This is a genomic window from Sphingobium rhizovicinum (assembly GCF_042647625.1).
Lineage (GTDB): Bacteria > Pseudomonadota > Alphaproteobacteria > Sphingomonadales > Sphingomonadaceae > Sphingobium > Sphingobium rhizovicinum.
Genome location: NZ_JBHRVU010000004.1, coordinates 654,090 through 667,133 on the forward strand (window position 1 = coordinate 654,090; position 13,044 = coordinate 667,133).

Annotated in this window: 14 protein-coding genes and 1 other RNA gene; 11 read left to right on the top strand and 4 right to left on the bottom strand. The window is 63.2% G+C overall.

The window, feature by feature from the left end; genetic code table 11:
• Positions 1-78: 78 nt before the first annotated feature.
• The gene (locus tag ACFOKF_RS04535; protein WP_380793529.1) at positions 79-534 is read left to right on the top strand and encodes a DUF6456 domain-containing protein; all 456 of its coding nucleotides are present in this window, start codon (positions 79-81) and stop codon (positions 532-534) included.
• 86 nt (positions 535-620) lie between these two features.
• On the opposite strand, the gene ACFOKF_RS04540 is transcribed toward ACFOKF_RS04535, so the two are convergent.
• The 4 genes from ACFOKF_RS04540 to ACFOKF_RS04555 are packed head-to-tail and all read right to left on the bottom strand — an operon-like array spanning position 621 to position 3,250.
• Positions 621-1,163, bottom strand: coding sequence for an NUDIX hydrolase (locus tag ACFOKF_RS04540; RefSeq protein WP_380793531.1), 543 nt, complete (start codon positions 1,161-1,163; stop codon positions 621-623).
• A complete protein-coding gene (locus ACFOKF_RS04545; RefSeq protein ID WP_380793533.1) occupies positions 1,160-1,837 on the bottom strand; it encodes a TPM domain-containing protein in 678 nt (225 codons plus the stop codon). Before ACFOKF_RS04545 ends, ACFOKF_RS04540 begins: the two co-directional genes overlap by 4 nt.
• Positions 1,837-2,643: a TPM domain-containing protein gene (locus ACFOKF_RS04550; RefSeq protein ID WP_298398592.1), complete on the bottom strand. Its 807-nt coding sequence runs from the start codon at positions 2,641-2,643 to the stop codon at positions 1,837-1,839. The genes ACFOKF_RS04545 and ACFOKF_RS04550 overlap by 1 nt, the downstream gene beginning before the upstream one ends.
• A gap of 4 nt (positions 2,644-2,647) precedes the next feature.
• The gene (locus ACFOKF_RS04555) at positions 2,648-3,250 is read right to left on the bottom strand and encodes a LemA family protein (protein ID WP_380793535.1); all 603 of its coding nucleotides are present in this window, start codon (positions 3,248-3,250) and stop codon (positions 2,648-2,650) included.
• 103 nt (positions 3,251-3,353) lie between these two features.
• On the opposite strand from ACFOKF_RS04555, the gene mscL reads away from it, so the two are divergent.
• The 10 genes from mscL (at position 3,354) to ACFOKF_RS04605 (ending at position 12,995) form a co-directional block, all read left to right on the top strand.
• Positions 3,354-3,791 carry a large conductance mechanosensitive channel protein MscL gene (gene mscL / locus ACFOKF_RS04560; RefSeq protein ID WP_298398589.1) on the top strand — a complete coding sequence of 146 codons (438 nt, stop codon included), beginning with the start codon at positions 3,354-3,356 and terminating at the stop codon, positions 3,789-3,791.
• 146 nt (positions 3,792-3,937) lie between these two features.
• Positions 3,938-4,207: a hypothetical protein gene (locus ACFOKF_RS04565; protein WP_380793537.1), complete on the top strand. Its 270-nt coding sequence runs from the start codon at positions 3,938-3,940 to the stop codon at positions 4,205-4,207.
• Between the two features lie 139 nt (positions 4,208-4,346).
• Positions 4,347-6,719, top strand: coding sequence for a chemotaxis protein CheA (locus ACFOKF_RS04570; protein WP_380793539.1), 2,373 nt, complete (start codon positions 4,347-4,349; stop codon positions 6,717-6,719).
• A gap of 9 nt (positions 6,720-6,728) precedes the next feature.
• The gene (locus ACFOKF_RS04575) at positions 6,729-7,166 is read left to right on the top strand and encodes a chemotaxis protein CheW (RefSeq protein WP_380793541.1); all 438 of its coding nucleotides are present in this window, start codon (positions 6,729-6,731) and stop codon (positions 7,164-7,166) included.
• A gap of 86 nt (positions 7,167-7,252) precedes the next feature.
• A complete protein-coding gene (locus ACFOKF_RS04580; RefSeq protein ID WP_298398580.1) occupies positions 7,253-7,618 on the top strand; it encodes a response regulator in 366 nt (121 codons plus the stop codon).
• 69 nt (positions 7,619-7,687) lie between these two features.
• The gene (locus ACFOKF_RS04585) at positions 7,688-8,770 is read left to right on the top strand and encodes a chemotaxis protein CheB (RefSeq protein WP_380797655.1); all 1,083 of its coding nucleotides are present in this window, start codon (positions 7,688-7,690) and stop codon (positions 8,768-8,770) included.
• Positions 8,770-9,645, top strand: coding sequence for a CheR family methyltransferase (locus ACFOKF_RS04590; RefSeq protein ID WP_380793543.1), 876 nt, complete (start codon positions 8,770-8,772; stop codon positions 9,643-9,645). Before ACFOKF_RS04585 ends, ACFOKF_RS04590 begins: the two co-directional genes overlap by 1 nt.
• A 150-nt stretch (positions 9,646-9,795) precedes the next feature.
• Positions 9,796-10,494: an N-acetylmuramoyl-L-alanine amidase gene (locus ACFOKF_RS04595; protein ID WP_380793545.1), complete on the top strand. Its 699-nt coding sequence runs from the start codon at positions 9,796-9,798 to the stop codon at positions 10,492-10,494.
• A 44-nt stretch (positions 10,495-10,538) separates the two neighbouring features.
• Positions 10,539-10,941, top strand: an RNA gene (gene rnpB / locus ACFOKF_RS04600) — RNase P RNA component class A.
• Positions 10,942-11,084: 143 nt separating this feature from the next.
• The gene (locus ACFOKF_RS04605) at positions 11,085-12,995 is read left to right on the top strand and encodes a hypothetical protein (RefSeq protein WP_380793547.1); all 1,911 of its coding nucleotides are present in this window, start codon (positions 11,085-11,087) and stop codon (positions 12,993-12,995) included.
• Positions 12,996-13,044: the final 49 nt, after the last annotated feature.

Below are 13,044 nucleotides of genomic sequence, written 5' to 3' on the forward strand. Positions count from 1 at the left end.
CCTATTTGGTTGTATCTTTCCTACAGATTATCCGGCGTGGCAAGGCCGCAGCGACAGCTTTTTCCTTGGGAGGCGCGCATGGCCAGTCATGTCGAACAGATGATCGAGGGGCCGGACGGCAGGCCGCAGCGGGTGATGGTCAATCTGGGCGAATCGCCGCTGAGTTGGTTGCATGCGCGCGGTCATCTGAGCGATCGGCATTTTGTCGCCGGCGATCTGTTGCGCGCGGACTGGGAGAAAGCGGGGCTGAGCGCGCGGGTGACGATGTGCTGGGATGCGGCGCCGCGCAGTGGCGGGCGGCGTGGACCGGAGCGGCGGGCCGATCCCACGGTGGCGCAACTGTCTGCGCGGGAGCGGTTCGACGCAGCGATGCAGGCCGCCGGGCCGGGGCTGGCGGATATTCTCTGGCGTGTCGCCTGCGCCGGGGAAGGGCTGATTGCGGCGGAAAAGGCGCTGGGCTGGCCCGGTCGCGCGGGCAAGCTGGTGCTGACGCTGGCGCTTGATCGGGTGGCGGACTGGTATCGGGTGCTCTGATTGCGTTCTTAGAGTCTATTTGGAAAATGCGCGAAAGAGCGCGTTTTCGGTGCGGATGCGCCAGAGGCGCATTTCCAAACAGACTCTTACTCGAGCATGCCCGCGCCGAGGAGCAGCAACAGTTTCACATCCATTGCATAGCCCTGTTCGCGCCACGCGGCGATTTGATCGGCGATGCCGTCTATCGGTACGCGATGGACATGGATGTCCTCGTCATCCACTCCGCCGCCATCGCCGGTCTTTTCCAGATCATGGGCGCGAAACAGGGTGAAGCTTTCCGACACCATGCCGGGGGAGCTGTAAAATTGGCCCAGCGCTTCGAGCCGGGCGGGGCGATAGCCGGTTTCCTCCTCCAACTCGCGCGCGGCGGCAATGCCGGCGTCCTCGCCTTCCTGTTCGTCGCCGACAAGGCCGGCGGGCAGTTCGATGCAGCGCCGGCCGAGCGGTACGCGATACTGATCGACCAGGATGACATGGCGGCCATCGGCGGCATCATCGATCGCCAGGATGACAGCGGCATGGATGCCGCGCGCGCGGCCGACATATTCCCATTTGCCCCGGGTCTTGGCAGTGATGAACCGGCCTTCCCACATAATCTGTTCGGGGGCGTGCCAGTCAGGGTCGCTCATAATTCGATCAGCCTATCCGGGAGTTCGTTGACGTCATCGTCATCGCGCGGGAAATGCGCGGCCAGTATGATGCCGACCTGTCGTATCGCTTCGGCAAGGCCATCGCCAGCCTGGCCGGCGCGGATCGCATCGATCAGCGCGGCCATCGCTTCGCCCCAGGCTTCGGGCGCGACCTTTTCATTGATGGCGCGGTCGGCGACGATTTCGGCGCGATGCTCATCGAGCGAGAGGTAGAGGAGCACGCCGGTGCGCCCGCGCGTGCGCGCTTCGGCTGCGGTGCGGAACAACAATATGGCCCGCCGCCGCACGCGCCGCGCCTTGGTCGCGCGCGGGGTCATCATCATGCGCAGCGGCATGATCGCCAGCAGATACCGCACGACCAGGAATTTGAGGATGAGGAGGCCGAGCAGCCCCATCAGCAGTTTCCAGTCGGCCAGTTCATGCTCCCAGTCGAGCAGCAGCATCGACAGGAAGGCGCGCAGTTGGGCGGGAAAGGCCGTCATCAGCGCCAGTGCGATGAACACCGCCGCCGCCGCCCAACTGAGGCCGACATCATGATAGCTGTCGGACCGGCGCGCGACGATGGTGACGATCTCGCCCGACGTGTGCGCCTCCGCCTGCGTGACGGCTGCGGAGACGAGGTCATGATCGGCCTGTGTAAGATGAAGCTGCATCACCAGTCCCCCGACGCGCCACCGCCGCCGAAGCTGCCGCCGCCCGAAAAGCCGCCGCCGCTGTCGCCGCCGCCCCAGCTCGATCCGCCCCAGCCGCCACCGCCGCCTGATCCCCAACCGGAACTGCCGGTGCCCGGTCCCCAGATGATGACGGGCGGAACGCCGCCGCCACGGCGGTAACGCCTGCCGCCGCGCGCACGCGATAGCAGCGGCAGGGCGACGAAGAACACGATAAAAAGGATCACCCAGAAGCCGATGATCGCGCCACCGCCATCATCCTGCTTTCGGGCGTTGTTTTCGGCCGCCGCCGCGCGCTGCCGCGCCTGATCCGGGGGCAGGGCGAGCAGGGTCGTGATTTCGTCCACGCCGGCATTGATGCCACCGGCCATGTCGCCAGCCTTGAAGCGCGGGCTGATGGCATTGCGAATGATCTGGGAGGAAAGCGCGTCGGTCAGCACGCCTTCCAGGCCATAGCCGACCTCGATCCCGATTTTCCGTTCGGACGGGGCGATGATCAGTATCGCGCCTTGATTCTGCTTGTCGCCGATCGCCCAGGCGCGGCCAAGGCGATAGCCATAGTCGCGAATGTCATAGCCCTGAAGATCGGGGATGGTCGCCACCACCAACGATCGCCCGCTCGCCTTTTTCTGCGCGATCAGCTTTTGGCTCAGCGCCTGTTCCTGCGCCGGATCGAGCAGATTGGCGGCGTCGACCACGCCCTTGTCGTCGAAAGCGGGAAAGCTCTGCGCCCACGCCGCCGGCGCGATGGCCAGCAGCGTGAGGATCAGGAGCAAGCGGCGCAGCATCGCCTTAATTGCCGAAATCGACCTTCGGCGCTTCTTCCGCGCCCAGCGTCGTCGCCTGGAACGGGGCCATGGGCTTTGCGCCATGGATCAGCTTCGCGCCGATCGCGTCGGGGAAGGTGCGGATGCGGGTGTTATAGGCCTGCACCGCGCCATTATAGTCGCGGATGGCGACGGCGATGCGGTTTTCCGTACCCTCCAGCTGCGACTGGAGTTGCAGGTAATTTTCGTTGGTCTTGAGGTCAGGATAGGCTTCGACCGAGGCGAGCAGGCGGCCAAGGCCCTGGCTGAGCTGCGCCTGCGCCGCCTGGAACTGGGCGACCTTCGCCGGGTCGGACAGGTCGTCGGCGTTGATCTGCACCGATGTCGCCTTGGCGCGCGCTTCGGTCACGGCGGTCAGGGTTGCCTGTTCCTGCTTGCCGGCCGCCTTCACCGTGGCGACCAGATTGCCGGTCAGGTTGGCGCGGCGCTGATATTGGGCCTGCACATCGGCCCATTTGGCTTTGGCCTCTTCTTCGGCGGTCGGCACGCTATTGATGCCGCAGGCGGACAGGGCGAAGGCCCCGAACAGGGGAAGAAGAAGGGTGGAGATGCGGCGCAGCTGCGTCATGGAACATCCTCGGCTTTGTTTCGCTGGTGGAAATAGGGCGTTGCCCGGCGCGGCGCAACGGGCCATCCTGTCATTATCACAGCCAGTATAAGGGATTTCACACATGGGGCTGATTTCGGAATTCAAGACATTCATCAATCGCGGCAATGTGATGGACCTGGCCGTCGGTGTCATCATCGGCGGCGCTTTCGCCACCATCACCAAATCGCTGACCGACGATCTCATCATGCCGGTGGTCGGCTTCATCTTCGGCGGGGCGGACTTTTCGCGCTACTTCATCCGGCTGGGCGAATTGCCTGCCGGGTTCACGGGCAATCCTGAAAGCTATGCCGATCTGAAGGCGGCGGGCGTCGCCATGTTCGGATGGGGCCAGTTTCTGACCGTGCTGGTCAATTTCCTCATTCTGGCCTTCATCATCTTTCTGCTGGTCAAGGTGATGAACAAGCTGACCGCCAAGCCCGAACCCGCGCCGGCCGCGCCCGCGCCGACCCCGGAAGATGTGCTGTTGCTGCGCGAAATCCGGGATTCGCTCAAAAAATAAGCGTTTATGCGACGAAGTGAGTCGGTTGCGGGAACCATAGCCAGTGCGGCCGGTTGATCGGCGTCAGGGTTGGCCTGCTGCCTGCGAGTGGCTGGCCCCTTGTCCAGAACGGTAGCCCATGGGGGCGCAGAACAGGAGAAAACGCCGTGAAAACTTTCGTCACTATCCTTGGCCTTGCCAGCATGGTTGCGCTCGCTGCGTGCGATTCCAAGCAGGAAAACAAGGTTGAGAATGCGTACGAGAATCAGGCGGACGCGCTCGATAACCAGGCCGACAATATGGAGGCTATGGCCGACAACCTGACCGGCAATGCGGAAAATGCGGCTGAAAATGCCGCCGATGCGCTGGAAAACAAGGCTGACGCCACCCGTGAGGCGGGCGAAAAGGCGGCCGATGCCGTCGAAAAGAAGCACTGATCCCAAGGCTTCGATACCCCGAATGATGAGAGGCGTCGCGGTGGAATCGCGGCGCCTTTTTCCTTTCGTCGCGCCTTTAACGACGCTTTAACCACGCCCCGCCATGGTGCCGATGCGCGCATCGTGGGGCCGGTTGGGAATGGACGAGCTACTACAGGAATTCATATCGGAAACGCAGGAGACGCTGGAAGCGCTCGCCGGCGAAGTCGTCGCCTGGGAGGCTGATCCGTCGGATCGCGACCGGCTGGACGCGATTTTCCGTTTCTTTCATACGGTCAAGGGCAGCTGCGGCTTCCTGAACCTGCCGCGATTCGAGCGGCTGAGCCACGCCGCCGAAGATGTGCTGTCGGAGATTCGCGCCGGCAATCGCAGTCCCGATCCCGCCACGGTCAGCGCCGTGCTGGGCATTATGGACCGGATCGGCGAATTGGCCGAGGCCGTGGCGATCGGCGCCGCTTTGCCCAACGAGAATGACGATTTCCTGATCGGTGCGCTCAGCGCGATGCCCGACGAAATGGTTGGCGAGGCTGTCGGCAAGGCGCAGGCGCCTGTCGCCGTTGCTCGGCAGGGCGGCGCTCAGACGGGGCCGCGCACGATCCGTTTGCCTTTGAGCCTGATCGACCAGTTGATGAACGGCGTGTCGGACATGGTGCTGGCGCGCAACGAATTGTCGCGCAAACTGCGCGAGCGAACGGCTGATCCCGAACTCGACAATGTGTTCGAACGCCTGTCCACCTGTGTCGCGGACATGCGCGATGTGATTTCCAAGACCCGCATGCAGCGCGTCGACCGTCTGTTCGCCGCGATCCCGCGCATGGTGCGTGATCTGGGGCGGGAACTTGGCAAGCGGATCGACCTGACGCTGGAGGGCGGCGACGTCGAAATGGACCGCGAGATGGTGGAGATGGTCGTCGACCCGCTCACCCATATCGTGCGCAACAGCATCGACCATGGCATCGAGACGCCGGAGAAGCGCCGCACCGCCGGGAAACCGGAAATGGGCAGCCTGCGCGTAGAAGCGCGCCAGTCCGGCAACCAGATCGTCATCGCCATCGCCGACGATGGCGCGGGCATCGATACGGCGCGGCTGGTCGAAAAATCCGTGCTCGCCGGCCGCCTGACGCCGGATGCCGCCGCGCGCATGGGCGAGCAGGAGAAGCTGGACCTGATCTTTCAGCCCGGCCTGTCCACCGCCAGCCAGGTGACGGCCATTTCGGGCCGGGGCGTTGGCATGGATGTGGTGCGCGCCAATGTGGAGCGGATCGGCGGCGTCATCGCGCTCGACAATCATCCGGGGCAGGGGCTGACGATCACGTTGCGCGTGCCGCTGACGCTGACCATCATTCCGGGCCTGATCGTGCGCGCCGGCGGCCAGCATTTCGCGATACCGCGCGCGGCCGTAGTCGAAATCCTGCACGACAATAATGAAACGCTCCAGATCAGTCAGGTTGGCGGGGCGAAAATCGCCACAATAAGGTCGGTCCGCCATTCGATGATCGATCTGGAAGATGTTCTGGGCATGGAAAAGCCAGCTCAGTCCGGGCCGCGCGCCATCATGGTGGTGCGGTCAGCAACCGGCGTGCCCTTTGCCATGGGTGTTTCGGCGGTCGACAATCATGAGGAACTGGTGATCCGTCCCGCTTCGCCGCTGGTGATGGCGACGGGCGTCTATGCCGGTATGACCTTGCCCGACAATGGCAAGCCCATGCTGCTGCTGGACGCCGCCGGACTCGCCAATGCAGCGCGCCTGCCCGACATTATCGATGATCGCGCTGCGCGGCAGCAGGAGGAGGCCGCCGACGCGCAGACGGGTGTCGAAATGGTCGCGGCGCTGCGCTTCGAGGAATTGTCGGGTGAACGGCGTTTGCTCAAGCTGTCGCTGATTGAGCGGGTCGAGGATGTCGACGCGCGCCTGTTCGGCCGGTCGGCCGGCCGCGCTTTCGTGCGGCTGGACGGTCGGCTAGTGCCGGTCGCCAATGGCCTGTCCCAGTTCGATCGCGACAAGGTGTCGGCGCTGCGCCTGAAGGATGACCGGCGGGAAGCCTGCTATCCGGTGGCGGCGGTGCTGGACATCGTACAGATGCCCGCCGTACCTGACATGGTGGCGATGCACGGCCTGCTGAGCGGCGTTGCGGTGATCGATGGCGAGCATCTGGAGGTCATCAACCCCTTTGCCCTGTTCGCCGCCCTGCCAGAAGAGAGCATGGTCGAGCGGGCGATGGGCCGTTGCCTTCTGGCCGATGCGGAAGATGGCTGGACGCGCGAAATATTGGCGCCGCTGCTGCGTCAGGCGGGGCATGATGTGGTGTTGGGCCTGCCGGCCGACGCGATCATCGATCCTGAAGACGTTGTGCTGTGCGCCGACGCCGGCGCGGCTCAGGTGGCGGAGATCATGGGATGCCGCGTCGTCCAGTTGCGCGCGTCGCCCCGTCCGGTCGGGCCGCACGATGGCAGCATCTATCGTTATGATCAGGCCGCGCTGATGGCGGCGATTGCCGGACGGCGGGGGTAGGACGCGACCATGGACCAGCTTTATCTTCTCGCCACCCTGGCCGGTACGCGGATTGCTGTCGACGCCTGCGAAGTGGAGGCCGTCGTTCGCCTGACCGACATATCGCCGGTGCCGGGCATGGGCGTGCACGTCGCAGGCCTGTCCGCGTTGCGCAGCCGGGTGCTCACCATCATTGATGTCGCAGCGCTCATCCTTGGCCGGCCGACGCCGGCGGAGCAGCGCAGCCTGGCGATTATCGCGAACATCAGCGGTCACAGCTACGGTCTGATGGTCGACGGCGTGTCCGACATCTGCCGCGTGCCCGAAGGGGAAGTGCCATTGCGCGGCCAGCTCGGTCCGGCCTGGACGCCCTATGCCCGTGCGCTGGTCGAGCATGAAGGCGATCCCTGGCTGCTGGTGTCGCTCGCCGCCTTCATTGAGGGCGGATCGGTGGCGCAGGCCGCCTGACGCTTCGTCGGATCGTTTACCAAATAATCGGCATTGCCAGCTAAGTCCGGTCAAACGGAATATGAAAAATACACAAGGGACGCTTCATGAAGAATTGCCTGGTCGTCGACGATAGCAAGGTTATCCGCAAGGTGGCCCGTCATATACTCGAATCGCTGGACCTGAGCGTGAGCGAAGCGGTGGATGGGCAGGACGCGCTGACCCAGTGCGAAGCCTCTGCGCCGGATGTCGTCCTGCTGGACTGGAACATGCCGGTGATGAGCGGCATGGAGTTTCTTCAGGCGCTGTCGAGCGCCAAGATGACGGCCAGGCCCAAGATCATTTTCTGTACGACGGAAAATGGCATCAGCCACATCAAGGCGGCGGTCGAAGCGGGTGCCGACGAATATGTAATGAAGCCATTCGATCGGGAAACGCTGGAAAGCAAGCTGGCGATCGTCGGGGTCATCTAGCCCCTTCGCTGCAATGCCTTTCGGGGCGTTCAACCCGCTGTTTTCAATCTCGCGCAGAAAGCCTTCATGATGACAGCCATCATGCCGATACATGCCAGCCCCAAAAAAGACGCCGGCAAGGTGCGCACGCTGGTCGTCGATGATTCGGTTGTCGTTCGCACCGTCATCGAACGCATCCTCAATGCCGATCCGCGCTATATTGTGGTGCACAAAACCAACAGCGCCGAACATGCGCTGGGCTATCTGGCGGATCATGCGGTCGATCTGATCCTGCTGGATATCGAATTGCCTGGGCAAAGCGGTTTGGCTGCTTTGCCGCAGGTGTTGCGCGCCAACCCATCGGTCAAGGTGGCGATCCTGTCCGGCAAGTGCGAGGAAGGCAGCGCCGCCGCGGTCGAGGCGCTGGCCCTTGGCGCCAGCGACATCGTGTCGAAGCCGGGAAGCGGCAGTTTCGGCGAGCAATTTCCGCAGGCGCTGATCGAACGGCTGAACCGTTTGTTTGGCGATCGTCCGGCCGCCACCCCCCTGCCACGGGTGCCGGCGCAGGTCATGGTCCCGCCGGCCGATGCGCCTCTCGCCTGTCTGGGGATCGGCGCATCGACCGGAGGCATCCATGCGTTGGGCCAATTGTTCCAGGGGCTTGCTGCGCCGCTGGGCGTTCCGGTACTTTTGACCCAGCATTTGCCGCTCAGCTTCACTGGCTATTTTGCGCAACAATTGTCGCGCATGACCAGCCTGCGGGTGAAGGTCGCGGAAACCGGCGATCTGCTGTCACCAGACACCATCTATGTCGCGCCCGGAGACGCTAATCTTCAGGTCCGGCGCGGGCTGCATGGCAGGGTCAATGTGGTCCTGACGCCTGAGCGCACGCCCGCGGGTAACCTGCCCGGCGTCGATCCGATGTTCGCCAGCATGGCGGAGGTCTATGGTGCCGGGGCTGCGGGGATTGTGTTGACCGGCATGGGCCGTGACGGCACTGTAGGTGCGCGTGACATCGTGGCGGCGGGCGGATGGATCGTCGCGCAGGATGAAGCGAGCAGCGTTGTATGGGGTATGCCGGGATCGGTGGCCGGCGCGGGCCTGACCTGCGCGGTGATGGAGCCATCGACGATCATGCATTTCGTTGCGCGTCGCGGGCGGGTGGTTGCCTGATGGCGTTGTCGTCCCCAGATGCCGCCCTTCAGGGCGCAGCGCGCATTCTTTCGGGATTGTTGGAGGCGCGGACGGGGCAGATATTGTCGGAAGGGCGCGCATGGCGTATGGAAACCGCGCTGCGCCCGGTGATGCGCGCCCATGGACTGCGCGATATTGACGATCTGGCAGCGCAGGTGGTGCGCAAACGTAATGCGATGCTGGAAGAAGATGTGGTCAATGCGCTGCTCAACAATGAAAGCAGCTTCTTTCGCGATCTTCAGATTTTCGACCTGATCCATCGTCAGATATTGCCGCATATTCAGGAAGATCGGCAGGACCGTACCCTGCGTATCTGGAGTGCCGGTTGTTCGACCGGGCAGGAAGCCTATTCGCTGGCGATCCGACTGCGCAACGATGCGGCGCGCTGGACAGGATGGCGAATCGAAATATTGGCGACGGATATTTCTTCCGCTGCGATCGAGCAGGCGCGGTCTGGCGTTTTTTCCCAGATGGACGTGCAGCGCGGTATGGGAGTGGGCGACCTCATCAAATGGTTCGAACCCCATGGCGAGGAATGGCGCGTCAGCGCCGAACTGCGCCGGATGATTGAATTCCGGCAGGATAATCTGTTCGATCCAAGTGCGCCGACGGGTGAATATGACCTGCTTCTGTGCCGCAATGTTCTGCTGTATTTCACCGCCGAGCGCCGTCAGGCGGTGCTGCACCAACTGGCCCGGCACAGCCATGCAGGGTCGGTGCTTTTGTTGGGGGCCGGGGAAACGGTGATCGGTCAGGGCGACGATTTCGTTCCGCATGCCGAATTTCGCGGCGGCTACGCCCCCAAGCCGCCGTCGCCGCGCGATAGCGGCCGGGTCTTGCGCAAGCTTGGCTGAACCGCCGTTTTGCATCGTTTGACGGACCGGTCATTAACCCTGCTTGATTGCTGCGCCGCACTTCGCCATTGTTCGCTTCAGGCTGTCCGCAAAAAGGGCGAGCCGGAAGGGCGCGATGTTCGAACTGCTGGAAGTGACTGGCCTTTCCCGATGACCGATATTCCCATGATTGAAACACCGTCGCCCAATTTCGACGAACGCGCTCTGCCCGTCACCATGCTCGTGCTGCACTATACGGGAATGCCGGATGCGCAGAGCGCAATTCAATGGCTGGCAAATCCGGAAGCCAAGGTTTCGGCCCATTATGTCGTGACCGAAGGCGGCCAGATCGTCCATATGGTCGATGAAGCCAAACGCGCATGGCATGCCGGACGGTCGCACTGGCGCGGTATAGATGATGTCAATTCCGCCAGCATCGGCATCGAAATCGTCAATCCCGGTCATGAATGGGGCTACCGCCCGTTCCCGGAGGCGCAGATGGGATCGTTGATCCCGCTGGTGCACGACATCGTCCAGCGCCATCGGATCACGCGCGGGAATATCGTGGGCCATAGCGATATTGCGCCGGCTCGCAAGCAGGATCCAGGCGAGCTTTTCCCCTGGGGCCAACTGGCGCGCCTGCGGCTGGCGCTGCCGCGTCCGACCAAGAATCTGATGGACCCGCACTGGACCGATGGCGGCTTCATGCTGGCGCTCGAACGCTTCGGCTATGACATTGCCGAACCGCAGCCGGCCGTCATCGCCTTCCAGCGGCGCTTTCGCCCCGAACTGATTGATGGGATCATTGATGGCGAATGCCGCGCCATCCTGCTGGCCCTGCTGTTGCCCAAGCCCCGGGGCGACGACTGATTAAGGATGACTGGCCAGACGAATCGGTCTAAGGGCGCGTTTCGCCAGAGGGCCGGGCGGCCGCGGCGTGGCGGGTAACTTCCACGGCGAGGAAAGTCCGGGCTCCACGAAATGACGGTGCCGGCTAACGGCCGGCTGGAGTGATCCAAGGGACAGTGCAACAGAAAGCAGGTCGCCCAGGGCTTTGGCCCTAAGACTTCGGTCGGGTGAAATTGAAAGGGTGCGGTAAGAGCGCACCGCGTCTGCGGCAACGCAAGGCGGCACGGTAAACCCCACCGGGAGCAAGACCGAATAGGGGCGGCGCGCAGTCGCAAGGTTGCTAGGTCTGTTTCGACCGAGATCGCCCGGGTTGGTTGCTTGAGGAACGGAGCAATCCGTTCCCTAGAGGAATGGTCGCCTATCTCCGAAAGGAGTGGACAGAACCCGGCTTACAGGCCCTCTGGCGAATCGAATGGCAGATCCCGTAGCTGCCATTTCATTTTAACATGTAGTAATGACTGTATTTTAATCTGCATGAACCATGGTTAGTCTACCGCCTTCTGATCGCGACAGTGGGGGCGTGGATGCGGCTTTGGGCCTGTGGATTGCTGGTGGCTGCGGCGATAATGCCCGTCATGGCGCAGGGGCAGGATAGCCCTTCACCCGTTCTGACCGTTCAGCAGGCGTTTGATGCCGCCGCTACCGCCGCGCAGAGCGGCGATTATGTCCGCGCCGTCGATATCTTGTCCGGGCTGGAACAGCGCGTGAAGGCGCCCCGATCGCTGGCGATCGTGCGTTTGCGCAAGGGGGTTGCGCTGACCGAATTGTCCCGTTGGGCGGAGGCGCAGCCGTTGCTGGAACAGGCTATCGCCGCATTACCGTCCACCGACAGGACGCTCGACATGGATCGTTGTCAGGCATTGCTGGCACTGGGGCGAATGGCGCTCAACAGCCTGGATTATGATGCGGCGCAGGCGCGCTACGCGGATGCGCTGACTGTGGCCAATGACGCCAGTGCGAAAATAGCGGCGCTGTCGGGAGAAGCGCAAGCCGCGATCTTCATCGATCCGGCCGTTGGGCTGGCAAAGACGGAAGAGGCAGAGCGGCTGATGGCGGGAGCGCCAGAGATTGACAAGGCGACTGCCGGTTACGTCGCCGCGATGCGCGGGCGCGCGCTGCTCAACCTAGGGCGCTTCGGCGAAGCGGAAAGCGCTTTCGCCAAGGCAGTGAAGGCGGAAGGCGGTCTGACGATGAAGGTGGGCTACGCCGACCTTGTCGCCCGATCGGATGCTGCAATTGCAGCCATGCTGGCAGGGCATCGCGATACGGCCCGCAACTATCTGGTCTACACCGGCGCCGGACGGATGGAGAAGCAGGACTTCACCTATGGTGCGGACATGGCGTTGCCGCAATGTGGCGAAGACGGCGTGCAGCCCGACGATGTCGCCGTCGTGGAATTTGGCATCGGCGATGACGGGGCCGTCAGCTATGCGCGACCAGTCTATGGATCGCGGCAGGGCGGAATGGCGCTGGTCTTTGCCCGTGCTGTCACGCGCTGGACCTGGAAGCCGGAGGATGTTGCGCAAATTCCTCTTCTTTTCCGTATGGTCACGCGTCTCGAATTGCGATGTTCGACCGGAGAGGGCGGGCCGTCGCTGTACGCAGGGCTGAAATCCAGCTTCCGCCAATGGCTCGATCAGCATGGCGCGCCCGCGTTCGATCCGGCCGGCGAGCAGGAAGCGCAGCGGAAATTGTCGTTGGAAAATGAGCTGACGCGTTTGCAAAGCGGTAGTAGCGCTCCTCTCGCACAAGCCGATGTGTTGGCGCGCCTGCTTGAAAATCCGCTGACGGCGGGGAAGGTGGCGCAGGATCATGCCGTGGCATTACGCACAATATTGATGGCGCAGGGCGCGCCGCCGATGGTGCTGCTCTATGCCGACATATTGAAGATAAGAGATAGCGAAAATGGTCGCTTGACCGATTCGGACTATGGGGCTGATCCCCGCGCGGCAGCAATGATGCGCCTGCTGGGATATGATCGGATGCGCCCGCGAGAGAAACAGCGCAGCCGGGACATATTGGACAGGATCATCGCCGATCCTGCCCTGACCGCCGACGATCCAGTGCGTGTGGCGGCGCTGACCCGCCGGGCGTCGGCACGGGTCGCTGCCCGGGATATGGCAGGCGCCCGCGCCGATTTCCTTGCGACGGGGCTAACGGCGCAACAATGTTCTGTGGTCGATGCCCAGCCGGTCATGCGGGGTAATCCGGCCTCCAGCGGCGACTATCCGATGGATATGGTGCGCGTGGGGGTCGAAGGGTGGAGCATGGTGCAGTTTGACGTTTCAGCTGATGGCAAGACCCTGAACCAGCGGGCGATCATCAGCTATCCACCGATGGTGTTCAGCAACAACAGTGTACGGATCTATTCGCGTGCGGCTTTTGAGCAAAGCTATCGTCCCGCAGGGGCGCTGGGCTGTGGCGGCAGCGTGGGCGGCATCACTTTCCGTATGCCCAACTGATGACTAGCGGCGGGGATGGGCTGGCGTTTGTGATGCGCCTTCACTAACT